Here is a 23,655-nt window from a genome sequence, read left to right on the forward strand (position 1 = left end):
TCCTCCAGGAGTCCCGCACGCGACTCCCGCACACGAGGACGACACCGACCGACTCAGAAGGCGACGGGCCCCATGTACCAGCAGATGATCTTCGTGAACCTGGCCGTGAACGACCTGGACGCCGCCAAGAAATTCTTCTCGGAGCTCGGCTACTCCATCAATAAGCAGTTCACCGACGAGACCGCCTCCGCCGTGGAGATCAGCGACACCATCGTGTTCATGCTGATGACGAAGGAGAAGTACGCGGGCTTCACCCGGAAGACGATCGTGGACTCGACGACGAGCAGCGAGGTGCTGCTGTGTCTGAGCGCGGAGAGCCGGGAGAAGGTCGACGAGCTGGTCGAGCGGGCTCTCGCGGCAGGTGGCACCGAGCACGGCGAGAAGCAGGATCACGGCTTCATGTACGGGCGGGCTTTCGACGACCTGGACGGCCACACCTTCGAGGTCGCGTGGATGGACCCGTCGGCCATCCAGGGCTGAGCAACTACCGGGCCGGGGACCGGCTTTGGTGCCGTGATCGGAGCCGCGCCCGGCGCCGTGCGCAGGCGGGCTCCTAGCATGGGCGGGTGCAGCCGACATCACATGAGACATCCGCATCCGCATCCGCCCCCACGCCCGGGACCACGTCCGACCGCGAGATCGAGACGCTCGCGGAGTTCGACGCGACCGTCGCCGCGCTGGGCACACTCGCCGGTCACCGCGTGCAGGCCGTCGACCTGACGGACCGCACGGACCGGCTGCTCGCCGCCGACGTCGCGGGCGCCGTCTTCCTCGGCTGCCCCATGGACCCGGCGGCCGCCGCGCAGGTCAGGGCCGCCGGGGCCCTGGTCTTCCCACCGGTCCCCGGCCTCCCGTTCGACCCGTACCGGGGGCACCTGTACACCCCCGACGAGCTCTTCGACGGCCTGTCCGACCCGGGCGGCTACGAGGCGACGCCGGACGCCCGCGCGTACACCTGGTTCCAGCGGACCAAGGCCGACGGCGACGTGTTCGCGTCCATGCTGCGCGCCGTGCACGACGACTCGGTCTCCGACGCCCTCGACGAACTCCTCGCCGGGGCGCGGGTGGTGGGCGTCATGGGCGGCCACGCGATGGCGCGCGGCACCCAGGAGTACGCCGGGGCGGCCCGGCTCGGCCGGTCGCTGGCGCGGGCCGGGTTCACGGTGGCCACGGGCGGCGGCCCCGGCGCCATGGAGGCGGCGAACCTGGGCGGGTACGCGGCGCCCTTCGCCGACGGCATGCTGGACGAGGCGCTGCAACTCCTGGCGAAACAGCCGTCGTTCACGCCGTCGGTCACGGACTGGGCGGGCGCCGCGTTCGAGGTGCGCTCGCGGTGGCCGGGCGGCGGCGCCTCGGTCGGCATCCCCACCTGGTTCTACGGGCACGAGCCGCCCAACGCGTTCGCCGCGCATCTCGCCAAGTACTTCGCCAACGCCACCCGCGAGGACGGCCTGTTGGCCCGCTCGAACGCTGGCGTCATCTTCCTGCCCGGCGCGGCCGGCACGGTCCAGGAGATCTTCGACAACGCGACGCCCAACTACTACGAGTCGCGCGGCGAACCGACCCCGATGGTCCTCGTCGACCGGACGCACTGGACGGAGCGGCTGCCGGCGTGGCCGCTGCTGCAGGCGCTCGCGCGCGGCCGGTCGATGGAGTCGCGCATCGCGCTCGTCGACACGGTGGAGGAGGCGGGCGAGGCGCTGGCGCGGATGGCGGGAGCCGATGGAGAGCGCTGAGGGCCGGAGCTAACGACCTGATGGACGTAAGGTCAAGTACAGGTCAAGACTCAACTCCCAGCACCCTCTGCGTATTGACGCTACGTTATAGACACTTGTAAACGTGAGGGGACCGTGAGGGTACTGAGGCGGGAGCCGCGTGTTCCCTTACGGTACCCATCGATTTCTGCACTTTATCCCGTGAAGGACAACCGTGTCCGTAACCCCCCGTATATCCGCACGCGCCGCGCGTTTCGCCGGTGTGGCGGCCGCCGCCACCGCACTGACGCTGGGTGTCGCCGGTACCGCTTCGGCGTGCAACATCAGTGAGTTCAGCGCCACAGCCAGCTGCGAAGGCGAGCAGGGCGTCATCACCGTCACTGACGTCGACTCCTCAGGCACGCCTGCCACCATCACCCTGTACAACGAGGCGGGCAAGCTCGTCGGCACCGAGACCGTGACGGGCTCCAAGCAGGGCACCACCGTCACGTTCAAGGAGAACTGGGCCCCGAACGCCCACTACCGCGTCCACGTGAAGACGGACAAGTACAACGTGGATGAGGACATCAAGGGCGGCGTCACCACCCCGGCGACGGCCTGCGCCACGGAGAAGCCGACTACGCCGGCGTCCACCCCGCCGGCGTCCTCCCCGGCGCCGAGCACGCCGGCCGAGACGGCCAAGCCGACCCCGTCGACCTCGGAGTCCTCGACCCCGGCGGCTCCGGCCCCGAGCAACTCGGCCTCCCCGGCCGGCGGTTCGGACCTCGCCGAGACCGGTGCCAACAGCAACACCGGCCTGTTCGCCGGCATCGCCGCGGCGCTCGTCGTCGCGGGTGGCGGCGTGGTGTTCGCCCTGCGCAAGCGCGGCGCGACCCAGCGCTAGCACTCTGAAGGGGTCGTACGGGGCGTCATCGGCCGAGCAGGTGGGCCAACGTCTCGTACGACCCTTTCCAGTTCCACTCACGGAGTACGCGGTCCCTCCCCTTGGCGCCCATCGCGCGCGCCAACTCCCGGTCGAGCAGCAGCCGTACGACGCGGTCCGCGACAGCCGCCGGTGACCGGCCGTCGACCACGTACCCGCTCTCCCCCTCCCGTACGGTCTCGGGCGCACCACCGGAGTTCCCTGCGATCACGGGGAGGCCGGCGGCCGCGGCCTCCAGGAAGACGATTCCGAGCCCTTCCACTTCGAGCCCGGCCCGCCGGGTGCGGCACGGCATCGCGAAGACGTCGGCGGCGGCGTAATACCCCGGGAGTTCCGCGTGCGCCCGCCCTCCGGCGAAGACGACGGCATCCAACACGCCTTCTTTTGCTGCCCGTCGACGGAGTCCGCGCTCGTACGGTCCCGCGCCCACGAGCAGCAGCCGGGCCCCCGGCACCACGCGCCGCACCATCGGGAGCGCCTCGACGAGCGTGTCCTGGCCCTTGCGGGGCACGAGCCGGGCGGCGCACAGCACGACGGGCTCCCGCTCCCCGATGCCGTGCCGGACGCGTACGGGCCGCGGGTCGAGGCCCGGCCGGAAGACCTCGGCGTCGACGCCCGGCACGAGCCGCGCGAGCCCGGTGCCCGGCGACAGCACCGGCGCGATGGCCCGCCGCGTACGGTCCCCGAGGTACGTGACGACGTCCGCGCCCGCCCCGACGCGGCGCAGCAGCGTCCGGCTGCCCGGCGTCTTCGCCCACCACACCTCGTGGCCGTGCGTGGTGGCGACGACGCGGCGCACCCCGGTGTCGCGGCACAGCGCCCCGGCGAGCAGCCCGAGCGGTGCGGCGGCCCCGAACCAGACGCTGTCGCACCGGAAGCGGCGGGCCAGGGCGACGGCCCGCTCGGCCGTGCCGCGGGTGGGCAGCAGGGTGCGGGCGGCGTCCCGGACCACGGGGTGCGGCAGGCTCCGGTCGTACGCCTCCGCGCCGGGTTCCGACGAGGCGTAGACGACGGCGCTGTCCGCGGGGAAGCGGCGCAGCAGTCCGTCGACGAAGACCTCGATGCCGCCCTGCCGGGGTGGCAGGTCATTGGTGACGACGAGCGTGCGCGGCGGCCCGGAGTGCGTGCGAGAACCCAGTTCAGACATGCCCCCGACGCTAGGAACCGGCGGAGCCGAGGGCATCAACCGTGCCTCCGCACCTGTACGTCAACCCGTGGCATGACACCGCCGGACGATCTCCACCCCCGCGGCGACGCCCGCCCCTGCGGACGCCGGACACAATCGGACGCATGAGCACGCCACACCGGACCGCCGCGACGTCCTGGAAAATCTGGATCACCGCGACGTCCTGGAAGACCTGGACCAACGCGCCGTCGTGGAAGACCTGGACCAACGCGGCGTCGTGGAAGACCTGGGCCGACGCCCCGTCCTATCCGTACGTCACGGGCGCCGCGCTCACCGTCGGCACGCTCGCGGAGCTGACCTTCTTCCCCGGCTCGGCCACCATGACGACCGCGATCGTCCTGTGCGCCGCGTCGCTGATGTGGCGCCGCGTCTGTCCGCCCGTCGCCCTGCTCACCGTCGCGGCCGCCCTGGTGAGCTTCGGCGCGGACACGGCGCTGTCGATCTCGGCGATGACCTGCGGGCCGATGGGCTGCTACGTCCTGGGCCGGCACCGTGTCCTGCACCCCGTGCTCCTGGTGGCCGGCGGAGCCCTCGGCGCGCTCAGCGTGAACCTCGTGCACATCGCGAGCTGGGCGCGGAGCGACCGCCTGCCGGACATACCGGCGTTCGGCCAGGCGGGCGCCCTGAGTCTGTTCACGGAGACGTTCGGCGTGTCGGCGTTCATCCTGGCGGCCGTCTCGCTCGGCGACGCGGTCCGCTCCCGTGAACAGGCCCGCAGCGAACGGGAGTTGGCGCAGACCCAGTTGATCTCCATGGAGCGGCGGCAGGCGGCGGAGGCGGAACGGGCGGCGATCGCCCGAGAGCTGCACGACATCGTCTCCCACTCGGTGTCGATGATCGCGGTGCAGGCGGAGAGCGCCACGTACACGACCCCGGATCTGTCGCCGGGGGCCCGCGACGGCTTCCAGCAGATCGCCGGTACGGCCCGCTCCTCGATGGCCGAACTACGGCGCCTGCTGGGCGTGTTGCACGAGGACGGCGGCCCGGCGACGGCCCCGCAGCCTTCCCTGGACCGCCTCGGCGAGCTGATCGAGCAGCACCGGACGGTGGGCGGCGCCGCCGAGCTGACCGTCACCGGGGAGCGGGCGCCGCTGGCCGCCGCGTGGGAGCTGTCGGCGTACCGGATCGTGCAGGAGTCCCTGACGAACGTACGCAAGCACGCCGCCGGAGCCCGCACCCGCATCGAACTCGCCTACGGGCGTAACCAGTTGACCATTCGCGTCATCGACGACGGGCCGGGAGCCGGGCCCGACGCACCCTCCTCGGCGAAACCCCCCGGCCACGGCCTGCCGGGCATGCGCCGGCGCGCCGCCCTGGTCGGCGGCAGCCTGCGGGCGGGGCCCGGCAAGGACGGCGGGTTCCTGGTGGAGGCGGTGCTGCCGTGGTGACGCCGACCCCTCCTGTCACCCGGCCGGTCATCCGCACCCTGGTCGCCGACGACCAGGCGGTCGTGCGCACCGCCTTCGCCGGACTTCTCTCGACCCAGCCGGACATCGAGGTGGTGGCGGAGGCCGAGGACGGCGCGGACGCCGTGCGGCTCGCCGCCGAGCACCGCCCCGACGTGGTGCTCCTGGACATCCGGATGCCCGGCACGAACGGTATCGAGGCCGCCAGGACCATCCTCGACGCGTCGCAGGGCGCGACGAAGGCGCTGATGCTGACGACGTTCGGGCTCGACGAGTACGTCTACGAGGCGCTGGCCGCGGGCGCGTCCGGTTTCCTCCTCAAGGACGCCACGTTCCCCGAACTCCTGCACGCCGTACGGGTGGTGGCGGCCGGGAACGCCCTGCTGTCCCCGGAGATCACCAAGCGTCTGGTCGCCGAGTTCACGCGCCAGCGCGCCACCGCACCGCTGAACCGCAGCGTCGAAGGACTCACCACCCGCGAGGTGGAGGTGCTCGTCCTGATCGCGCGCGGCCTGTCGAACGCCCAGATCGCCGACCGGCTCACCATCACCGACCACACAGTGAAGACCCACATCAACCGGCTCTTCGCCAAGCTGGGGCTGCGCGACCGGGCACAGGCGGTGATCACCGCGTACGAGACGGGCCTCGTCCGACCCGCGTCCTAGATCCTGTAACGGTCGTAGGACTCACCGGAACTCACTGGGACTCACTGGGACTCACCGGAACTCACCGGGACTCACCGGGACTCACCGGGACTCACCGGGACTCACCGGGATCACTCGAAGGACGCCCGCTCCATCCAGAAGTCCAGCAGCGGCCGGTCGCCGAGCACCTCGACCCGGCCGGCGTCGAGCGGTTCACGCCGGTAGAAGGCGAGCAGCACGGCCGTCAGCGGGCCGCGCAGCGCGACGTCGGCCTTCGCGTGGTCGCGGTGCCAGACGATGCCCTCGTCGCACAGCTCGACCAGCCATTCGGCGGCCAGCTCCGGGGCGGTGTCGGTGGCGTGCAGATGCAGGGTGCGCCCGCCCGCCTTCAACTCCTGTGCCGCCGGCAGGGCGTTCACATCCTGGACGAAGCGCACGATCCGCAGCCACTCGTCGATCGCGTCCGCGGCGACTTCGGGCGCCACGGCGTAGTCGGCCTGCACGGTGAGCGCCGCGTCCGCCCGGTGGATCACCGTCTCGTGGGTCATCCGGCGGGCCCAGAACCCGGCGTCCTGCTGCCAGGCCCAGCTCCAGCAGCCGGTGTCGGGCCCGGCGGCGCGCAGCGTCTCCGCCAGGCGCCGGGCCCCGTCCCCGAGCCAGGCATCGAGCGTGGCGGGGGCGTCGTCCGCCGGCGCACGGTCCGGCACCGCGTCCTCGGGCAGCGCCTCGACCGCCCGGGTACGCACCATCGCCTCGGCCCAGCGGTGGGCGCGGCCGACGTGTTCGGCGAGTTCGCGCAGGCTCCAGTCGGGGCAGGTCGGCACGGTCGCGGAGAGGTCGGCGCCGGCCAGGTGCTCCCTCAACGCCCCTGTCTGCGCGATGATTTCGTCGCAGAATCGGTCGTGCGAGAGATGTCCGGTCGGTTGTGGCGCGGGTGTCGTCATGCGCCGACCCTACGTAGCCGGTCCCCCGCCCAGCACCACGATTTCCGCCGCGTCGAAGGCGACGCCGACCTCGGCGCCCTGCTCCGGCGCCGCGCGCAGTGCGCAGGCCACTTCGAGCCGGGGCGCGCCGTCGGGCTGCAGGTGCAGGGCGACATGGGTGCCGCGGAAGGTGCGGGCGGCGACGGTGCAGGTCACCTGGGCGTCGGCGGCGGCGACCAGGCGTACTCCCGCGGGCCGTACGAGGATCTTGGCCGGGCCCGGTTGCGAGCCGGGCGGCACCGGCACCTTGCCCCACGGAGTGTCCGCGGCGTCGCCGGAGACCGATACGGCTGCCTCGACGACGTTGTCGAAGCCGAGGAAGCGGGCCACGAATTCGTCGGCCGGGTGCCGCCACACGTCGAGAGGCGTGCCGGACTGGGCGATCCGTCCGTCGCGCATGACGACGACCCGGTCGGCGAGCGCGAAGGCCTCACCCTGGTCGTGTGTGACGGCGAGCACGGTGGTCCCCAACTCGCCGAAGAGTTCCCGCAGTTCGACGACGAGGCGTTCGCGCAGCGACCGGTCGAGCTGGCCGAGCGGCTCGTCCAGCATCAGCAGCCGGGGCCGCGGCGCGAGCGCCCTGGCGAGCGCGACACGCTGCTGCTCGCCTCCCGACAGAGCGGCGACGGCCCGCCGCTCGGCGCCGGGCAGGCCGACGAGCTTGAGCAACTCCCCTACGCGTGAAGCCTGTTCGCTCCGACCGGCACCGTGCATCCGCAGCCCGAAAGCGACATTGCCGCCCACGTCCCGCTGCGGGAAGAGCTGGTGGTCCTGGAACATCAGACCCACACCCCGCTTGTGGGCGGGCACTGCGCCCTGGTCCTGGCCGCCCAGCAACACCCTTCCCCGGTCGAGAGGTTGGAGGCCCGCGACGGCCCGCAGCAGCGTCGACTTGCCGCTGCCGCTGGGGCCGAGGACGCACACGATCTCGTGGTCGGCGACCTCCAGGTCCACGCCGTCGAGCACCGCGCGCCCGCCGAACCGTACGGTCGCGTCATCGAGTGCGAGCAAGGCCGCCATCAGAACTCCCCGGTCGAGGCCCGCGCGGGCCGCATACGTTCGAGCAGCAGCAGGGAGACGGCGCAGACGACCATGAGGACCGTCGAAAGGGCCATCGCCTGCCCGTAGTTGAGGTCACCGGCCCGGCCGAGCAGCCGCGCCACGGCGACCGGCAGGGTCGGGTTGTCGGGCCGCGCGATGAACACGGTGGCCCCGAACTCGCCGAGCGACACGGCGAACGCGAACCCCGCCGCGACCAGCAACGCCCGGCGCACCATGGGCAGATCGACCTCCCGCCAGGCCCGCAGCGGCGAGGCCCCGAGCACGGTGGCGGCCTCCCGCAGCCGCCCGTCGACGGCCCGCAGCACCGGCAGCATGGTGCGGACCACGAAGGGCACACCGACCAGCGCCTGCGCGAGCGGCACCAGGATCCAGGACGCCCGCAGGTCGAGCGGCGGCTTGTCGAGGGTGATCAGGAACCCGAAGCCGACGGTCACCGCGGACACCCCGAGCGGCAGCATCAGCAGCGCGTCGAACCCGCGTACAAGGCGTCCCGCGCGCCGAGTGAGCGCGGCGGCGGCGAGCCCGCCGACCAGCAGCGCGATGGCGGTGGCGGCGAGCGCGTACTCCAGCGAATTCCCGATGGCGTCGATGGGCGGCACGAGGAAGGTGCCGCCGTCGGCGTCGCCCAGCGCCCGGTAGTACGCGAACCCGTACCCGCCCGGGGCATCGAGCGAGCGCTGCACCAGCACGCCGAGCGGCAGCAGGATCAGCACGGCGACGGTCACCAACACCCCACCGAGGAGCGCCCATTGGCCCGCCCCGCGCGGCCGGCGCGCGGTGTGGGCGGGGTCGACGAGCCGCAGCGCGCTCTCCCGGCGCCGGACGCTCCAGGCGTGCACACCGAGGATGAGTCCCACCGCGACGAACTGCACGATCGTCAGGACGGCCGCGGTCGACAGGTCGAAGATCTGCGCGGTCTGCCGGTAGATCTCCACTTCGAGGGTCGAGTAGCCCGGCCCGCCGAGGATCTGCACGACCCCGAACGACGTGAACGTGAACAGGAAGACCATGAGCGCCGCGGCCGCCACGGCCGGACCGAGCGCGGGCAGCGTCACCGTCCGCCAGGCCGCGAACCGCGAGGCGCCGAGCATCCGCGCGGCCTCCTCCTGGCGCGGGTCGAGCTGCGACCACAGCCCGCCCACGGTCCGTACGACCACCGCGTAGTTGAAGAAGACGTGGGCGATCAGGATCGCCCAGACCGTGGTGTCGAGCCGCACACCCCACAACGCGTCGAGCAGCCCGCCCCGGCCGACCAGCGCCAGGAACGCCGTCCCGACGACGACGGTCGGCAGCACGAACGGCACGGTCACGACGGCCCGCAACAGTTGCTTGCCGGGGAAGTCGAACCGGGCGAACACGTACGCGCCCGGCAGCGCGATCAGCAGCGTGAGGGCGGTAGAGGCGAGGGCCTGCCACGCCGTGAACCACAGGACGTGCCGGATGTCCGACTCCCCCAGCACGTCCACGATCCGCCCGAACTGCCAGGCACCGCTGACGTGCAGCCCCCGCCGGACGATCGCGACGACCGGGTACGCGAAGAAGACCCCGAAGAACACGACGGGCACGACCATCAGGCCGAGCCGCGCCGCGCTCCCGGACGGGCGTCGTACTCGTACGGGGCGAGTCTTCGCCGTCACTTCCTTACGAGCGATGTCCACGCCTTGACCCAGCTGTCACGGTTGTCCGCGATCTTGCGCGGGCTCATGGTCTCGGGATCGTCGACCTTCGCGGCGTACTTCGTGTAGTCGGCGGGCGCGGTGGCGTTCCCGGCCACCGGGTCGACGAACATGTTGAGCGGCATGTCCTGCTGGAACTCCTTCGAGATCAGGAAGTCGAGGAGCGCCTGCCCGCCCTTCTCGTTCCCGGCCCCGTCGAGCAGCCCGGCGAACTCGATCTGCCGGAAGCAGGTCCCGGTCGAGACGCCGACCGGCGACGTCTTGGGCTGCGGGTCGGAGTAGATCGCCTCGGCGGGCGGCGAGGACGCGTACGAGACGACGAGCGGCCGCTCGCCACCCGCCTTCTTGCCGCCGGCGCTCCCGCTGAACTCCTCGTTGTAGGCCTGGTCCCAGCCGTCGACGACCTTCACACCGTTGGCGACGAGCTTCTTCCAGTAGCCCTGCCAGCCGTCGTCGCCGTACTGCGCGGCGGACCCGAGCAGAAAGCCGAGGCCCGGCGAGGAGGTGGCCGCGTTCTCGGTGACCAGAAGATCCTTGTACTTCGGCTCGGCCAGATCGGCGAAGGACGAGGGCGGCGTCAACTTGTGCTCGGAAAAGTACTTCTTGTCGTAGTTGACGCAGATGTCACCGGTGTCGACGGGAGTGACACGATTCTTCCCGGCATCGAGCTGGTACTCGCTCTTCACCTCTCCCAGACCCTTGGCCTTGTACGAGGAGAAGACTCCGTTGTCGAGCGCGCGCGACAGCAGGGTGTTGTCGACGCCGAAGAAGACGTCCCCCTGCGGATTGCCCTTGGAGAGGATCGCCTTGTTGACGGCCTGCCCGGCGTCACCGTCCTCCAGGACCTTCACGTTGTAGCCGGACTTTCTCTCGAAGTCCTTCAGTACGTTCTTGGAGACGGCCCACGAGTCGTGGCTGACGAGGGTGACGGTCTTGGAGTCGCCGCCGGAGCCCGAGCCGCTCGACGACCCGCACGCGGACAACGCGACAAGCCCGAGGCCCACGGCCATGACCACGTACGTCTTCTTGCTCGTTCTCATTCGAATTCCTCCTGGAATGACCAGGAGAAGACGCGGCCCTGCCCGGAGACCTCCGAAGATCTCCGGGCAGGGCGCAACAGCATGAGTGGTGACCGAACTTCCTACCCGGAATGACCCGGGCGAGGTTCAGAGGGTCTGCGGCCTGCCATTGGTCTGGTGCCGCACTCTCAGCGCTGTGGCGCTCCCCTGTCGGAATATGCAGATGTAGGTACTACTGAGACTACGTGGAGCAGAAGCCCTTCGGACCAACTGGAGTCCAGGCTACCGCTCGGTCGCGGCGAGCTGGCCACACGCCCCGTCGATCTCCTGACCACGGGTGTCCCGGACGGTGACGGGCACACCGTGCGCCGCGATCGCCTCGACGAAGGCCTTCTCGTCCTCCGGCCGCGACGCCGTCCACTTCGAGCCCGGCGTCGGGTTCAACGGGATCAGGTTCACATGCACCGGCTTGCCCTTGAGCATCCGGCCGAGCCGGTCACCGCGCCACGCCTGGTCGTTGATGTCACGGATGAGGGCGTACTCGATGGAGAGCCGGCGCCCGGACCTGGCGGCGTACTCGAAACCGGCGTCGAGCACCTCCCGCACCTTCCACCGTGTATTGACCGGTACGAGGGTGTCGCGCAGCTCGTCGTCGGGCGCGTGCAGCGAGATGGCGAGGCGGCACTTGAAACCCTCGTCGGTGAACCGGTTGATGGCGGGGACGAGCCCGACCGTCGACACGGTGATACCGCGCTGCGAGAGCCCGAGCCCGTCGGGCTCGGGGTCGGTCAGCGCCCGGATGGACTGCACGACACGCTTGTAGTTGGCGAGCGGCTCACCCATGCCCATGAACACGATGTTGCTCAGCCGGGCCGGCCCACCGGGGATCTCCCCGTCACGCAGCGCCCGCATCCCGTCCACGATCTGGTGCACGATCTCGCCGGTCGACAGGTTCCGGTCGAGACCGGCCTGCCCGGTGGCACAGAACGGGCAGTTCATCCCGCAGCCGGCCTGGGACGAAATACACATGGTGACCCGGTCCGGGTACCGCATCAGCACGGACTCGACGAGCGTGCCGTCGAAGAGCCGCCACAGGGTCTTGCGCGTGGTGTCCTGGTCGGTCGACAGATGCCGCACGACGGTCATCAGCTCGGGAAGCAACGCCTCCCGCAGCTTCTCGCGCGAACCGGCGGGGATGTCGGTCCACTCCGCGGGATCATGCGCGAGCCGCGCAAAGTAGTGCTGCGACAGCTGCTTGGCGCGAAACGGCTTCTCACCGATCGCGGCAACGGCTTCCTTCCGCTCGGCGGGCGAGAGGTCGGCAAGGTGCCGCGGCGGCTTCTTGGCTCCGCGGGGGGCAACGAAAGTGAGTTCTCCGGGCTTAGGCATGGCTGTACCAGTGTGGCAGACGAACGGGCGTGACCTGGGGTCTCGGCCCTACGCCGTGGTCATCGTTGGTCGTCCCCGGCCATGGTGGGTTCTCCTCGGACGGCCCACAGGCGGCCCAGCACCATTGCAATTTACGCTGGCCAGAGCACCTGCCAGAGCGCTGCGGGATGGCGTAGCTGCACGTCCCCGTGGCCAGCAGGACGAAAACCCCAGTCGCGGCGTGACACTCAGCACCAAGGTCGTCGGCATCGCACACTGCGACACTGGCCTGGGTCGAGTTTCCGCGCCATACCGTCCAGTCGCAGACACGAGAACGGCTGGATGCTCGATCCGGCCTCGCTGGAATAGCAAGGCCCGACCTCTAAAGCGCGAGCGACCCCGAAGTCGCTCTTACTAGCGAGATTCGTTCAGTTGAGGGTCTTGCCGTAGCGAGCCAAGTGCTGTAAGTCAGTGGAAGATCGCAGGCGCAGCACGGTGTCGCGGCAACAGGGGTGGGGATCCGATGATCGACATGTCAGCGTGGGAAGAAATTACTGTCGACGTTGTTAATGAGCTTGAGTTAGATCCACTGAATGTTCGGATCGACCTCAAAGACGCTTCGCTTCAGGCCGACATAATTCAGGACCTGTTTCACAACGAGAAAGCGTTAGCCCTCGTTGAAAGCATTTGCAAGGTTGGACTGTTGACACACGAACTCCCCATAGCGCTAAAGCGCGATGGGGAGTTCGTTGTCGTGGAAGGCAATAGACGCATAGCAGCCCTCAAAGCCATGCAGAACCCCTTCCTGGCACCGGAATTCCAAGGCCGTATCAAGAAAGCTACTCAGGCTGTAGCCCTGGACACCTTCCGACGTATTTCCGTAAAGGTCGCCCCAAATCAAGACGAAGCAAACCAGCTAATCGCGGCCATCCACACGGGGACGCAACGGGTTGGTTGGTCTCCCTCACGGCAAGCCGCTTTTTTCCAAGCTCAAATAGATGCCGGAAAATCACCCGAATACCTGATCTCCCATTACCCAACGGTTGAGGTCAAGAAGTTCATCATACGAAGTCGGATTCTCCAATTTTTCCGAGATGCGCACTACAGAGACCCCGCACTCTCCGATTACGTCGCTACTCGCAATTTTCCCGTTTCCGTACTGGCTCGCCTCTACTCTAATGAGGAGTTTCTACTCCTGGCGCAAATTCGGGTAAACGAGCAGACTGCAACTGTTGAGCTGGGGGCAGCATCGCAGCAGTTCGCGCGACTCGCAGAGAAGATCGTCGGCGACATCAAGAGCAAAAATATCAATACTCGTACCCTAAACTCAACGAGGGCCAAATCATATACCGACTACATGGACGAACTGCGAGAACTTGTCACGGCAGTGGATAGCGCTTCGAATTCCACCGCATCAAGTGGCCAGAAAGTGCAGTCTGGTTCGTCGAGAGATCAGCAAACACCAACCTCACCACATACCTCACAAGCACGATCTCTAACCTCAACTAACAACTCAACACACCCGCAACTTACGTCTCAGCCAGGCACGCAAGCACCACCCAGCAGTGCAACTCAATCAGCTCCAGGCAGCCACCAGAGAGCATCTACCTCGAACTACCTAAATCTCAGTCAAATCAAAATCGATCCAAGCTACCCCGCCTCCATTAGAAAAGTCTGCGAAGAACTCGCAGTCATCAACGTCAAGAAATTCCCCAACGCAACACTCGATCTGATTCGCACATTTCTAGAGAAGTCGATCAAAGCCTACGCCGAAAAACTCGGCGTAGACCTAAAGGCTCATTCAGGCAGGCAGGGAGCTGGATTCGTACAGCTGGGAGGATGTCTAGCCTGGCTGGAGGATCACGTTAAGTCGACGAAAAAGACTCCCTTCATTCAGGTGATTCAGAAGATTCGAGGCAACAAAATCGGAGTCTACATACCGACCATTGACCACATGAACGCCATTAACCACAATCACCACGTTTTTGCCACGGCAGAAGAAGTTAAGGCATGCTGGGATGGCATGGAAGGTCTCATTAGGATGGTGCTGAAGCCATGATCGATTCAGACACGCCCATGAGGCACCACAAAAAGCCAATCATCTCGCCGTTACGCTACCCGGGAGGCAAGGCCTCGCTTTACACGAGACTGCGAGAGATCGTACGGGCCAATGACCTGACCGGAGGAACGTACGTAGAACCCTATGCCGGTGGCGCTGGAGCCGCCTTAGGGCTTCTTGTTACCGGTCAGGTACGACGCATCGTGATCAACGACCTCGACCCTGCGATCTACGCTTTCTGGAAGGCCATCACCACAGAGCCGCAAGAAATCACACGGCGGATCGAACGCGCAGAGCTCACCGTGACCGAATGGTCCCGCCAGAAGGACGTCTACCTCAATGCGCCCCGAGACGACTACCTGAATCTCGGCTACGCCACGTTTTTCTTGAATCGCACTAATCGATCAGGCGTGCTCAACGGCGGCCCCATCGGCGGGATGGATCAGACCGGCAACTATAAAATTGACGCTCGCTTCAATCGCGAAACGTTGATCGAGCGCCTGCGGTTAATCAGTCTGCACGCCAAAAAAATCTCGGTCAGCAACTCTGACGGCATGTCGGTAATCAAAAGGTATTCAAAGCGCGACAACACGCTAATTTATGCCGACCCACCTTACTTCGAGAAGGCGGGTTCTCTTTACTTGAACTCATTCGCGGATTCGAACCACTCCGACCTCGCCGCATGCCTAAATGCCGTGAAGGACGCCAAGTGGTTGCTGACGTACGACAATGTCCCCAGAGTGGCAGATCTCTACAATATGCGGCGCCGAGAAGTCTTCTCCCTGAACTACTCAGCGCATAGGGTAACTAAGGCCAACGAAGTCATGGTCTTCTCGGATGCGCTAACGGTGGTGTGAGACGTAGCCGAGGCACACAACGGTGAGGGACCCGGACAGTCTGTCCGGGTCCCTCACCGTTGTGTGCTGAATGCTGTCTTCGCAGCAATCGAGGAGGACTACCTATCGCCTCGATCACCGGATCTGTACCGTGGAACGGCTCCGACCAGTAGCAGGAGGCAGCGCGCAATGCGTGGTTTGGGAGATCACCTCAGCATCGGCGAGCGGATCGCGTTCTACCGCAAGCGTCGCGGCTACACGCAGGAGGTTCTGGCTGGACTAGTCGGCCGAAGCACCGACTGGTTGGCAAAGATCGAAACAGGGCGCCGCAAGCCTCCCCGGATCGACATGCTCGCCGAGTTGTCACGCATCATGCGCGTTCCCCTCGGGGACCTGCTCGGACAGACCGTGCTCGTAGAAGACGAGCGACAGCAGGACGACGTGCCCGCAGTGCGTGACGCCCTTATGAGCCCCCGCCGACTGTCCCGCTTGCTCTTCGGCCCTGAAGCCGAGGTGCAGCTTCCGACGCCCTCCCCCGTGGCCGTGCGCGTTGAGCACGCTTGGAACGACTACCAGGGTGGGCGACTCGGCAGCGTCATCGCGGCCCTGCCGGCGCTTCTGCAGACCGCTCAAGAGCTGGAGGAACGAGCGGCACGGCGTGGTGAGGACCGTAGCGACTGCTGGGCCGTATCCGCCCGCACGCACCACCTCGCGGCAACGACGCTCGCAAAGATCGGCGAGTCAGACATCTCATGGCTTGCTGCCGAGCGCGCGATGCGGGCCGCTGACGAGTCGGACAATCCGCTCGTGCTGGCGTCGGCCGCACGCTCCGGCACTCATGCCCTGCTCGCCAACGGCCGGTACGACGACGCCCTGGAGCTGGGCAACACTGCCGCCGCCTGGCTGTCGTCGCAGGTCACCGAGAACGACCCGGCAGCGCTGAGCCTGCTGGGCATGATTCACCTGCGCGCCGCCGTAGCGGCTGCTCGTCACCAGGACCGCCCCGCCGCGACAGGCTTGCTGAACCGTGCCGAGGAACTGGCGGAGGACCTCGGGTCTGATGAGAACTACTGGCAGACAGGCTTCGGGCCCACGAACGTGCTGCTTCACCGTCTGTCCGTTGAGCTGGACCTCGACAACATCTCCTACGTGGTCGAGAACGGTCGGATCAACGTCGACCACATGCCGCAAGAGCGCAGCGTCTCGCACCGAATCGACTACGCACGCGCCCTGTCCCTGGCGGGGCAGGGCGACGAGTCATTTGCGGAGCTACGAACGGCTGAGCGCACGTCCCCGCAGCTCGTACGCAACAATCCCAGGGTGCGCGAGACGCTGCGGGACCTGATCAAGCAGGCTCCCGTGTCCGGAGGCTCGCGTTCGTCCGAAGTGTTCGTGATGGCTCAACGATGCAGGGCGGTGCAGTGAGGTCCGAAGGGCGTGGAGTACTCGGAATCGTCGGGTCTGGGGCCGGTGGGGTGGAGGCGCTCCGTACCGGCCTCGTGGAACCGGCGATCGAGCGCGGGTGGCAGGTGGCCGTTACGCTCACACCGACCGCGGGCCAGTGGCTGCGCCTCAGTGGCGAGGTGGAGCGGCTTGAGAAAGCAACCGGCCTCCCTGTCCGCGATGAGCCGCGCTTCCCCGGCGAGGCCCGCCCACATCCGCCGGTCGACTGCTACGTGGTTGCCCCCGCGTCGGCCAACACGGTGGCCAAGCTCGCGATGGGCCTGATGGACAACCAGGCTCTTACACAGGTGGGCGAAGCTATCGGCACTCTCTCTCTGCCGGTCATCGTCTTCCCGCGGGTGAACGCGGCGCACGCTCGCCACCCGGCGTGGCAAAGCCACATCAAGGCTCTGCGGTCCGGCGGCGTGCATGTCGTCGACAGCCCGGACGTGTGGCCGCTGTATGAGCCGCGAGAAGCGCCGGCGGGGCGCGGGCTCCCCTGGTCGGCAGTACTAGATGCGGTGAACGCGGCCAGCGAGTGACGGTTCGTCAACGCACTTGACCTGCAACGACATAGGACCCGGACAGACTGTCCGGGTCCTATGTCGTTGACGACTACATGCTCATTGGCATGTCAGGGAGCAATGAGCGAAACGGCGGCCTGGGAGACCTCACTCCCGCTGAACTCGCTGTGATCGAGGCGAGTTTGCGCGATGCCCGCGCCAAGGTCGAACACCTAGCCAGGCGCGCGGACGACCTCACGGTGAGGGCGGAGTCTCAGTATCGACGAGCCGCTCAAGGCGATCCATACGCTCACCGAGCACGCGGAGCGCGTCATGGATCGTGCTGAGTTCCGACGCCAAGGCAGTGAACGCCGGACTACTCCCCGGCTCAGTACCAAGAGGCACGGAAGGATCTCGGACGAACGTGCCGCGGCCCTGCTGAGTCAGGACCAGTCCCTCGTCACGAAGTTGACCGAACGCGCTCTGAACGGTCATGAGCTGCACACCGAGATCTTTGGCGAGCGTCCGCGCCGCCGGAAGCCGGTCGCCGGGTTCGTACTCGCGGTTGGGTCCCGTGATCTTCTCGCGGAATCTCGCCGCGATCTCCTTGGCCATGGGCGTCTGCTTGGGCGCTTCAGGGCTCTGATCCATGGCATCGAGAGTAACCGGACCTAGGTCAATCTCCGACTCTTCGGCCGCACCCTCTTGACGTTCAGATTGACCTCGGTCAATCTGTAATCACGTCGAACGGCGGACCCGGAAGGGCTCCCATCCGGCGTGCCTCAACTGTTTGACCTGCACGAATGCACAGGGCGGGGACGCTGCAATCCCGCTAAAGGCCAGGTAGGACGCAAAGGGCTTCGGCCCGAACTGGCGAGGTGGCCCGGCGACCGCGAGCAACGGCCGGAGTGTGGGGACGAGGTCCCCCTTGCAGTGCGTATCCCCTGTTCAGCCAGTCGAAGGAGTGACAGTGAGTCGACGAAAGCGATGGGCGCGGCCGTGATCGACCCGGCACGGTGGCGCCGCTTCACCCTCGGTCCGTGAGCGCGAACGAGCGCCGCGGCCAACCGGTCACTTCTCACCGCGTCGCGGCGGCTATCGCTGCGCCGGTTGCCTCCTCCGTCCGTCCGGGCGCCCTGCTGGGCGGGCCGTACGGACGGGGTCGAGGGGAGCCGGATGACCGGCCCCGCTTCGGGGTTCCGAGTCGGGCACGCCCCGGCTTGGTGAAGGGAGTTCGTATGTCGTTCAAGTCTGGCGACAAGGTGCGGATCGTCTCCTGTTCGGACAACCCGCGAGCGGCCGGCAAGACCGGCCGGATCGTCGATGAGGTGCCGCCCGGTCCGCTGACCGGCGGCAAGTGGACCCTCGGACGCATCGGCGTCCTCACCGGTTCGGTTCTGTGCGCCACGGGCCAGCTGCAGAAGCTCTGACACTCGCACCGCCTCACTCGTTCGTTTCGCCCCGCCGGTCGAAGTTCGCCTCCCGGCCGGGGCACTTCGGCACGCCTACCAGCCACCACCACTGGGAGCAGACATGGAGAACCACGAGGTCATCCGCTACACCGCCGACATCGTCGTGATCAACCCCGACCACAACATCCTCCTGATCAAGCGCGGCTGGGCCCCCTTCGAGGGGCACTGGGCTCTCCCCGGCGGTCACGTCGACGCGGGGGAGACCAGCCTCCAGGCCGCGGCCCGCGAGCTGGCCGAGGAGACCGGCGTCCGCGTCCGCCCGCTCGACCTGGAGTTCTCCGGCCTTTTCGACACCCCGGACCGCGACCCGCGCGGACGGTACGTGTCCGCGGCCTACACCGTGACGATCGGATCCGACGTGATCCCCACGGCCGGAGACGACGCCACGGAAGCCCGCTGGTTCCCGCTGGACGCCCTGCCCGAACAGCTCGCTTTCGACCACGCCGGGATCGTTCAGACCGCCGTCTACGGCTGACCCGGCCCCGCCGCGTCTCGACCTCTCCGCAGCTCAGCGGCTGCGGCCGGTTGCCTCCGCTGCTCGTCTCGCACGAGCAGCGCCGAGGGGAGCCGGATCTACCGACTTCAACGGCGCGCGGCCCCGGTGCTCGAACACCGGGGCCGCTGTTCGGGCCGTTGCCACCTGCTAGGGAGAACACGACCCAATGAGCTACATCGTCACTGTTCAGGACGCTGTTACCGCGTTCACCGACATCATGGAGCCCACGGCCGCGGAGCTGGACGCGATCGAGCAGGAGATGCCCGTCATCCTGGCGGACGTCGACCTGCTGGACGCCGAGATCGTCACGCTGGACCGCACGCCGAGCGAACTGGACGAGCGCCGTATCCGCCGGGCCCGTCGCCGGGCGCTGGCCGCTCGCGTCGCTCTCCTCAACCGCCCGGCCATGACGAACGTGTCCGGCGGTGCCGCATGAACGCCACAGTGCGGGACCTGCCCGCCGCACACGCCGAGGTGAAGGCGGAAATCTCGCGGACCGACAACAAGGCCAGTCTCCTGCTGGCCTTCATCGGCGCCGTCCTGGCCGGCGTATGGAGCGCAGGCCACGACCTCCCGCTCACCTCCACCGTGCTCGCCTCGGGCCTTACCGGAATCGCGCTGCTGCTGGGCGCCGCGGCGCTGCTGCTGTCCTCGGTGCGGCCGAACCTGTCGGGCCGACACGGCTTTCCGCTGTGGGCCACCCTCACCCCGGAACAGATCCGGGACGCGGTGGCCACCGACATCGCCGCCGACATCGCGGGCCTGTCCCGCATCGCCGTCACCAAGTTCACCGGCCTGCGCCGCGCGATCGACCTCACCCGTATCGGCGGCCTGCTGCTCATCGCGACCGCCGTCCTCGCACTGGGAGGCGCCGCATGAAGGAGCGAGAAGCCAACTCGGCTCCCCTGAGCGGTCTTCCGCTGGTGCTGATCGTGCTGGGTGCCATGGCGCTGATCCTGGCCACGACGATGCCGGCGGTGACCGGCGGGCACGGATGGCGATGGGTAACCGTGGGGGGCAGTGCGGTGCAGTTCGTCGGCTGGGTGCTGCTCGGCCGGCGCATCGCCGGTTCGAAGGGCGGTACCCGATGACTGCCACCACGGCTCGTAGGCCACTGACCCGGATGCAGCTGATCGTGCTGGGCGCGGCGTTCGTGCCGATGCTCGCCACCGGCGCGTTCGGCGGGATCGGCACCTACTCCAACATCAGCGGCGCCTACGGTAAGGGCACCGCACTCGGCGCCGTAGCCGCGGGCGAAGGCGCCACCGCGGTACTCGCGCTGGTGCTGCTCGGTCTGACCATGCTCGGGCAGGCGTCCCCGCGCATCGTGCGCCTCGGTCTGTGGGCGCTGCCTGCTGCCGCGTCGGCGATGGCCCCGATGGCGGCTAATGACCCGGGCACCACCGTCATCTACGCCATCACCCCGATGGGCATGTGCGTCTCCGCTGAAGGGATGGCATTCCTGGCCCGCCGAATCGCGGTGCACACCGAGGGACGGGACGCGGAGGGCGAGCGGCGCGCGGTCGAGATCGTGCAGCGCCTCGCCTATCACCGGGCCCGCGCCGCCAACCACCCCGACGAGAAGATCCGTGAGCGCTCGGATCGGGCGTCGTGGCGGCTGGCCCGCAAGGTCGGATCGGGGGATGTGACGCTCGGATCGCCCCTGCTCGATGTTCAGCGGGAGCGCGTCACGATCGGGGCGGACGCCGCGCTCGGGGCGATGTTCCACCTCACCCCCGACGCCCTACCGGCCCTGGGAGCGAATGCGGAGGAATCTACCGAGACCAAGAGGATTCGGTCTACGGCTGACCTGCCCGTATCGGCCCCCGAACCGATCACGCCGAACGTCAAGGAACTGCCTCGACCGGTGGCCGTCGGCTTCATCAAGTCGACCCTTCCGACCAAGCCCGTCAGGGCGATCGAGTCGGCGCCTGTCGCCCCGATCGCGCCGCGCGCGGTGCCCGCCGAATCGAGTCGTCCGCGCCGGGCAACCGGCCGTGTGCCGGACGCCGCGAAGCCGCTTCGACCCAAGCGCACACCGGACCAACTGCTTGCCGAGGCGCGTACCGAAACGGCCGGTTGGGCGGACGCCAAGCTGACCGGTGAGGGCATCCGCCGCGCCCTGCACACGTCCCCGGCCAACGCCCGGATGCTGCGCGACACCCTGCGCGCCGAACGCGGCCTTAAGGCCGCCTGATGCGGCTGTCGCTGGCCGACTGCTTCGACCCTGCGGGCGAGCGGTTCGGCCTTCCCACCTACCCGTGGAAGCTGGCCCCCGACGGGATGGCAACGCGCCGACAGCTCCGGGCCCGCGGCCTGCGGCCCGGAGGGCAGGACATCGCCGCTCAACTCCTGCGCCCACGCCGCCGGCGCGAGCCGCTGACCGCGTACCTGTACCGCGTCGACCTGGCCAAGCCGATACGGACCATGACGCTCGCCAAGTGGGCCGCGCTCGCCAAAGCCAACCGCGCACGCCGCACCTGCCCCGAGTGCCGGCGGGATGCCGGATACGTCATCCCGCCCACGCTCGGCACGTGCGTGCCCTGCGCCTATCCGCATTCCCAGAACGCTGCATGAACGCGCGGGCCCGATCGCTCACCTCTCACAGCACGCGATCGGGCCCGCCATCCCTCACACCCTGAAGCGGAGGAACCCTCAGTGAAGCACCCCGACGACGACCCCGAGCTGTTCGCCCGACTCGAAGCCGAGATGACCGCCGGCACCGTCCCGGACGGCAACGTGGTCGACCTCGACAAGGCCCGATCCGCCCGCGCCGAAACCGCAGCCGAGCCCTCGGCCAAGGGCGAGCCGGTCGACCCGGAGACGACCGTGATGGTCGACTCCCCGGCCAGGGCGACCGGCCCCGGCTACCTAGGCCGCCTCATCAACGCCAAGCGCCGTGAGGTCGTCCCCGTCTGGCTGCGCTCGCTCGATGAGCTGAAGACCGCCACCGCCTGGGTGACCCGGCACTACCTACACACGGCCGGGTATCACGCACTGCGCTCCCCGGTCTACGCCCTTCGCCTGGCCCTCCAATCCCCCACCGGGGCCGCGAAGTTCATCGGCTCCACCATGCGCTGGGTCGCCGACCGCGAAGGTGAGCCGGTCCGGCTGGCCGCGGTGCGCCGCGAGGACGCCGCCGAGTACCTGAAGCTGTCCCGGCAGCGTGACGGCAGGGTGCGGCTGCGCACCCTGGTCACGGTCCTGGCCCTGTTCGTCGGGCTCGGCACCGCGCTCGCCATGTACGTGCTGGCCCCGGGCTGGCTTCAGACGGTGTCGGTATCTGCGCTGGTCATGGCGCTGGGCTTCAACGGCCGGCGGGCCGATGCCCCGGTCATCCACCGGGCCGTCGAGATGCCCAAGGCGACCAAGCTCACCAGCGACATCGTGTTGCGGGCGCTCGGTGCGCTCGGCATCCCGGCCATCAACCAGGCGCAGGGCAAGGGCCGGGACGGGTTCGAGTTCACCGCCCCGATCACCCGCGACGGTCCTGGCTGGCGCGCCGAAGGGAACCTGCCCTTCGGTGTCACGGTTACCGACGTCATCGAGCGCCGGGACCGTCTCGCCTCTGGTCTGCGCCGCCCGCTGGGCTGTGTGTGGCCCGAAGCAGTGCCGGACGAGCACACCGGGCATCTCGTGCTGTGGGTCGGCGATCAGGACATGTCCAAGGCCCGGCAGCCTGCCTGGCCGCTCGCCAAGTCGGGCACGGTGGACCTGTTCAAGCCCGCCGCCTACGCCACTGACCAGCGCGGACGCTGGACCGAGCTGACCCTCATGTACATCGCGGGAATCATCGGCGCGATCCCCCGCATGGGCAAAACATTCCTCCTGCGGCTGCTGCTGCTCATCGCCGCCCTGGACCCGCGGGCCGAGGTGCACACCTACGACATGAAGGGCACCGGCGACCTCGACCCAGTCGGCAACGCCGTCTCCCACCGCCACGGCGCGGGCGACGACGACGACACCATCACCTACGCGCTGAACGATGCCCGCGCGCTGCGCGAGGAGCTGCGCCGGCGGACCAAGGTGATCCGGTCCCTGCCCCGGGACATCTGCCCGGAGTCCAAGGTGACCAGCGCACTTGCCGACAAGCGTTCGCTCGGACTGCACCCGATCGTCGTCGGGGTGGATGAGTGCCAGGTCCTGTTCGAGCACGCCGAGCACGGCAAGGAGTTCGAGGAGATCTTCACCGACCTGGTCAAGCGCGGCCCGGCCACCGGCATCGTGCTCCTGCTGGCCACCCAGCGCCCGGACGCCAAGTCACTGCCCACCGGCATCAGCGCGAACGCGTCGCTGCGGCTGTGCCTGAAGGTCATGGGCCAGCTGGAGAACGACATGGTGCTCGGCACCTCCGCCTACAAGCGCGGGGTACGGGCGACCATGTTCGCCTGGGGTGACAAGGGCATCCACTACCTGGTCGGTGAGGGCTCGGACGCCAGCATCGTGCGCTCCGTCTACGTCGACGGCCGCGACGCCGAGCGGATCGCCGCCCGCGCCCGCGCCGCCCGCGAGAAGGCCGGATTCCTGTCCGGCTACGCGCTCGGCGAGGAACCGGAGGTGACCGCGAGCGCCTACGACCTGCTCGCCGACATCCTCGCCGTGATCCCCGCCAAGGAGGCCAAGGTGTGGTCCGAGACGGTCGTGGCGCGGCTGGCCGAACTGCGCCCCGAGGTCTACGACGGCTGGGAGCCCGACGCGCTCGCCGCCGCGCTCAAGCCGCACGGCATCACCACCATCCAGGTGGGCCGCCGCGTGAACGGCAAGGTCGTCAACCGGCGCGGCGTCGACCGCTCCCACATCACCACCGCGATCGCGGAGCGTGACGGAAAGCGGGACGCGTCCTGACCCTCCGGGGCCGCTAGCGC

24 protein-coding genes and 1 riboswitch are annotated in these 23,655 nt (G+C 68.4%); of the genes, 17 read left to right on the forward strand and 7 right to left on the reverse strand.

Annotated features, from left to right (window positions below; all coding sequences use genetic code 11):
* The first annotated feature begins 72 nt into the window (after nucleotides 1-72).
* The 3 genes from ACIREE_RS21895 to ACIREE_RS21905 all read left to right on the forward strand — a co-directional run bounded on the left by ACIREE_RS21895 (nucleotide 73) and on the right by ACIREE_RS21905 (nucleotide 2,598).
* Nucleotides 73-480: a VOC family protein gene (locus ACIREE_RS21895; RefSeq protein WP_404154561.1), complete on the forward strand. Its 408-nt coding sequence runs from the start codon at nucleotides 73-75 to the stop codon at nucleotides 478-480.
* A 158-nt stretch (nucleotides 481-638) separates the two neighbouring features.
* The gene (locus tag ACIREE_RS21900; RefSeq protein ID WP_404155136.1) at nucleotides 639-1,736 is read left to right on the forward strand and encodes an LOG family protein; all 1,098 of its coding nucleotides are present in this window, start codon (nucleotides 639-641) and stop codon (nucleotides 1,734-1,736) included.
* A gap of 193 nt (nucleotides 1,737-1,929) precedes the next feature.
* Nucleotides 1,930-2,598, forward strand: a complete 669-nt coding sequence (locus tag ACIREE_RS21905) for an LAETG motif-containing sortase-dependent surface protein (RefSeq protein ID WP_404154564.1) — start codon at nucleotides 1,930-1,932, stop codon at nucleotides 2,596-2,598.
* 25 nt (nucleotides 2,599-2,623) lie between these two features.
* Here ACIREE_RS21905 and ACIREE_RS21910 read toward each other — a convergent pair whose 3' ends face one another.
* Nucleotides 2,624-3,784 (reverse strand): glycosyltransferase family 4 protein, encoded by a 1,161-nt coding sequence (locus ACIREE_RS21910; RefSeq protein ID WP_404154566.1) that lies wholly within the window; start codon nucleotides 3,782-3,784, stop codon nucleotides 2,624-2,626.
* A gap of 143 nt (nucleotides 3,785-3,927) precedes the next feature.
* Between ACIREE_RS21910 and ACIREE_RS21915 the strand changes: the two genes are divergently transcribed.
* Both ACIREE_RS21915 and ACIREE_RS21920 read left to right on the forward strand, forming a co-directional pair.
* On the forward strand, nucleotides 3,928-5,211 hold the full coding sequence (locus tag ACIREE_RS21915) for a sensor histidine kinase (RefSeq protein WP_404154569.1): 1,284 nt from the start codon (nucleotides 3,928-3,930) through the stop codon (nucleotides 5,209-5,211).
* Nucleotides 5,208-5,894 (forward strand): response regulator, encoded by a 687-nt coding sequence (locus ACIREE_RS21920; RefSeq protein ID WP_404155139.1) that lies wholly within the window; start codon nucleotides 5,208-5,210, stop codon nucleotides 5,892-5,894. Before ACIREE_RS21915 ends, ACIREE_RS21920 begins: the two co-directional genes overlap by 4 nt.
* Nucleotides 5,895-6,004: 110 nt before the next feature.
* Here the strand turns inward: ACIREE_RS21920 and ACIREE_RS21925 are convergent, their stop codons facing one another.
* The 5 genes from ACIREE_RS21925 to rlmN all read right to left on the reverse strand — a co-directional run bounded on the left by ACIREE_RS21925 (nucleotide 6,005) and on the right by rlmN (nucleotide 12,002).
* Nucleotides 6,005-6,817, reverse strand: coding sequence for a maleylpyruvate isomerase N-terminal domain-containing protein (locus ACIREE_RS21925; RefSeq protein ID WP_404154572.1), 813 nt, complete (start codon nucleotides 6,815-6,817; stop codon nucleotides 6,005-6,007).
* 9 nt (nucleotides 6,818-6,826) lie between these two features.
* Complete coding sequence (locus ACIREE_RS21930; protein WP_404154575.1) at nucleotides 6,827-7,876, reverse strand: ABC transporter ATP-binding protein; 1,050 nt, start codon at nucleotides 7,874-7,876, stop codon at nucleotides 6,827-6,829.
* The gene (locus ACIREE_RS21935) at nucleotides 7,876-9,576 is read right to left on the reverse strand and encodes an ABC transporter permease (protein ID WP_404154578.1); all 1,701 of its coding nucleotides are present in this window, start codon (nucleotides 9,574-9,576) and stop codon (nucleotides 7,876-7,878) included. Before ACIREE_RS21935 ends, ACIREE_RS21930 begins: the two co-directional genes overlap by 1 nt.
* Nucleotides 9,552-10,634, reverse strand: coding sequence for a thiamine ABC transporter substrate binding subunit (locus tag ACIREE_RS21940; RefSeq protein WP_404154580.1), 1,083 nt, complete (start codon nucleotides 10,632-10,634; stop codon nucleotides 9,552-9,554). The genes ACIREE_RS21935 and ACIREE_RS21940 overlap by 25 nt, the downstream gene beginning before the upstream one ends.
* An 80-nt stretch (nucleotides 10,635-10,714) precedes the next feature.
* Nucleotides 10,715-10,832: riboswitch (TPP riboswitch) on the reverse strand.
* A 63-nt stretch (nucleotides 10,833-10,895) separates the two neighbouring features.
* Complete coding sequence (gene rlmN, locus ACIREE_RS21945; RefSeq protein ID WP_404154583.1) at nucleotides 10,896-12,002, reverse strand: 23S rRNA (adenine(2503)-C(2))-methyltransferase RlmN; 1,107 nt, start codon at nucleotides 12,000-12,002, stop codon at nucleotides 10,896-10,898.
* 502 nt (nucleotides 12,003-12,504) lie between these two features.
* Between rlmN and ACIREE_RS21950 the strand changes: the two genes are divergently transcribed.
* The 4 genes from ACIREE_RS21950 to ACIREE_RS21965 all read left to right on the forward strand — a co-directional run bounded on the left by ACIREE_RS21950 (nucleotide 12,505) and on the right by ACIREE_RS21965 (nucleotide 16,861).
* Entirely contained in the window at nucleotides 12,505-14,040 is a 1,536-nt protein-coding gene (locus ACIREE_RS21950; RefSeq protein ID WP_404154586.1) for a hypothetical protein, read from the forward strand.
* Nucleotides 14,037-14,897, forward strand: a complete 861-nt coding sequence (locus ACIREE_RS21955; protein WP_404154589.1) for a DNA adenine methylase — start codon at nucleotides 14,037-14,039, stop codon at nucleotides 14,895-14,897. Before ACIREE_RS21950 ends, ACIREE_RS21955 begins: the two co-directional genes overlap by 4 nt.
* Before the next feature lie 168 nt (nucleotides 14,898-15,065).
* Nucleotides 15,066-16,301, forward strand: coding sequence for a helix-turn-helix domain-containing protein (locus ACIREE_RS21960; RefSeq protein ID WP_404154592.1), 1,236 nt, complete (start codon nucleotides 15,066-15,068; stop codon nucleotides 16,299-16,301).
* Nucleotides 16,283-16,861: a flavoprotein gene (locus ACIREE_RS21965; protein ID WP_404154595.1), complete on the forward strand. Its 579-nt coding sequence runs from the start codon at nucleotides 16,283-16,285 to the stop codon at nucleotides 16,859-16,861. The genes ACIREE_RS21960 and ACIREE_RS21965 overlap by 19 nt, the downstream gene beginning before the upstream one ends.
* Nucleotides 16,862-17,077: 216 nt before the next feature.
* On the opposite strand, the gene ACIREE_RS21970 is transcribed toward ACIREE_RS21965, so the two are convergent.
* Nucleotides 17,078-17,473: a GntR family transcriptional regulator gene (locus tag ACIREE_RS21970; protein WP_404154598.1), complete on the reverse strand. Its 396-nt coding sequence runs from the start codon at nucleotides 17,471-17,473 to the stop codon at nucleotides 17,078-17,080.
* A gap of 587 nt (nucleotides 17,474-18,060) precedes the next feature.
* On the opposite strand from ACIREE_RS21970, the gene ACIREE_RS21975 reads away from it, so the two are divergent.
* The 8 genes from ACIREE_RS21975 (at nucleotide 18,061) to ACIREE_RS22010 (ending at nucleotide 23,635) form a co-directional block, all read left to right on the forward strand.
* Nucleotides 18,061-18,252 carry a hypothetical protein gene (locus ACIREE_RS21975; protein WP_404154601.1) on the forward strand — a complete coding sequence of 64 codons (192 nt, stop codon included), beginning with the start codon at nucleotides 18,061-18,063 and terminating at the stop codon, nucleotides 18,250-18,252.
* A 103-nt stretch (nucleotides 18,253-18,355) separates the two neighbouring features.
* Nucleotides 18,356-18,769: an NUDIX domain-containing protein gene (locus ACIREE_RS21980; RefSeq protein ID WP_404154603.1), complete on the forward strand. Its 414-nt coding sequence runs from the start codon at nucleotides 18,356-18,358 to the stop codon at nucleotides 18,767-18,769.
* A gap of 187 nt (nucleotides 18,770-18,956) precedes the next feature.
* Nucleotides 18,957-19,226: a DUF6284 family protein gene (locus tag ACIREE_RS21985; protein ID WP_404154606.1), complete on the forward strand. Its 270-nt coding sequence runs from the start codon at nucleotides 18,957-18,959 to the stop codon at nucleotides 19,224-19,226.
* Nucleotides 19,223-19,669, forward strand: coding sequence for a Pycsar system effector family protein (locus ACIREE_RS21990; RefSeq protein WP_404154609.1), 447 nt, complete (start codon nucleotides 19,223-19,225; stop codon nucleotides 19,667-19,669). Before ACIREE_RS21985 ends, ACIREE_RS21990 begins: the two co-directional genes overlap by 4 nt.
* Nucleotides 19,666-19,881, forward strand: a complete 216-nt coding sequence (locus ACIREE_RS21995; protein WP_404154612.1) for a hypothetical protein — start codon at nucleotides 19,666-19,668, stop codon at nucleotides 19,879-19,881. The genes ACIREE_RS21990 and ACIREE_RS21995 overlap by 4 nt, the downstream gene beginning before the upstream one ends.
* The gene (locus tag ACIREE_RS22000; RefSeq protein ID WP_404154614.1) at nucleotides 19,878-20,987 is read left to right on the forward strand and encodes a conjugal transfer protein; all 1,110 of its coding nucleotides are present in this window, start codon (nucleotides 19,878-19,880) and stop codon (nucleotides 20,985-20,987) included. Before ACIREE_RS21995 ends, ACIREE_RS22000 begins: the two co-directional genes overlap by 4 nt.
* A complete protein-coding gene (locus ACIREE_RS22005) occupies nucleotides 20,987-21,367 on the forward strand; it encodes an RRQRL motif-containing zinc-binding protein (protein ID WP_404154616.1) in 381 nt (126 codons plus the stop codon). Before ACIREE_RS22000 ends, ACIREE_RS22005 begins: the two co-directional genes overlap by 1 nt.
* Nucleotides 21,368-21,448: 81 nt before the next feature.
* Nucleotides 21,449-23,635: a cell division protein FtsK gene (locus ACIREE_RS22010; protein WP_404154618.1), complete on the forward strand. Its 2,187-nt coding sequence runs from the start codon at nucleotides 21,449-21,451 to the stop codon at nucleotides 23,633-23,635.
* The last annotated feature ends 20 nt before the right edge of the window (nucleotides 23,636-23,655 follow it).

Origin of the sequence: Streptomyces sp. NPDC102467 (assembly GCF_044765445.1) — a bacterium.
Lineage (GTDB): Bacteria > Actinomycetota > Actinomycetes > Streptomycetales > Streptomycetaceae > Streptomyces.

Coding starts and splice junctions, on each gene's coding strand:
- ACIREE_RS21995 (WP_404154612.1), top strand. CDS start 19,666: ATGAAGGAGCGAGAAGCCAACTCGGCTCCCCTGAGCGGTCTTCCGCTG.
- ACIREE_RS21980 (WP_404154603.1), top strand. CDS start 18,356: ATGGAGAACCACGAGGTCATCCGCTACACCGCCGACATCGTCGTGATC.
- ACIREE_RS21895 (WP_404154561.1), top strand. CDS start 73: ATGTACCAGCAGATGATCTTCGTGAACCTGGCCGTGAACGACCTGGAC.
- ACIREE_RS21950 (WP_404154586.1), top strand. CDS start 12,505: ATGATCGACATGTCAGCGTGGGAAGAAATTACTGTCGACGTTGTTAAT.
- ACIREE_RS21975 (WP_404154601.1), top strand. CDS start 18,061: ATGTCGTTCAAGTCTGGCGACAAGGTGCGGATCGTCTCCTGTTCGGAC.
- ACIREE_RS21990 (WP_404154609.1), top strand. CDS start 19,223: ATGAACGCCACAGTGCGGGACCTGCCCGCCGCACACGCCGAGGTGAAG.
- ACIREE_RS21940 (WP_404154580.1), bottom strand. CDS start 10,634: ATGAGAACGAGCAAGAAGACGTACGTGGTCATGGCCGTGGGCCTCGGG.
- ACIREE_RS21985 (WP_404154606.1), top strand. CDS start 18,957: ATGAGCTACATCGTCACTGTTCAGGACGCTGTTACCGCGTTCACCGAC.
- rlmN (WP_404154583.1), bottom strand. CDS start 12,002: ATGCCTAAGCCCGGAGAACTCACTTTCGTTGCCCCCCGCGGAGCCAAG.
- ACIREE_RS22005 (WP_404154616.1), top strand. CDS start 20,987: ATGCGGCTGTCGCTGGCCGACTGCTTCGACCCTGCGGGCGAGCGGTTC.
- ACIREE_RS21960 (WP_404154592.1), top strand. CDS start 15,066: ATGCGTGGTTTGGGAGATCACCTCAGCATCGGCGAGCGGATCGCGTTC.
- ACIREE_RS21930 (WP_404154575.1), bottom strand. CDS start 7,876: ATGGCGGCCTTGCTCGCACTCGATGACGCGACCGTACGGTTCGGCGGG.
- ACIREE_RS21955 (WP_404154589.1), top strand. CDS start 14,037: ATGATCGATTCAGACACGCCCATGAGGCACCACAAAAAGCCAATCATC.
- ACIREE_RS21915 (WP_404154569.1), top strand. CDS start 3,928: ATGAGCACGCCACACCGGACCGCCGCGACGTCCTGGAAAATCTGGATC.
- ACIREE_RS21925 (WP_404154572.1), bottom strand. CDS start 6,817: ATGACGACACCCGCGCCACAACCGACCGGACATCTCTCGCACGACCGA.
- ACIREE_RS22000 (WP_404154614.1), top strand. CDS start 19,878: ATGACTGCCACCACGGCTCGTAGGCCACTGACCCGGATGCAGCTGATC.
- ACIREE_RS21910 (WP_404154566.1), bottom strand. CDS start 3,784: ATGTCTGAACTGGGTTCTCGCACGCACTCCGGGCCGCCGCGCACGCTC.
- ACIREE_RS21970 (WP_404154598.1), bottom strand. CDS start 17,473: ATGGATCAGAGCCCTGAAGCGCCCAAGCAGACGCCCATGGCCAAGGAG.
- ACIREE_RS21965 (WP_404154595.1), top strand. CDS start 16,283: ATGCAGGGCGGTGCAGTGAGGTCCGAAGGGCGTGGAGTACTCGGAATC.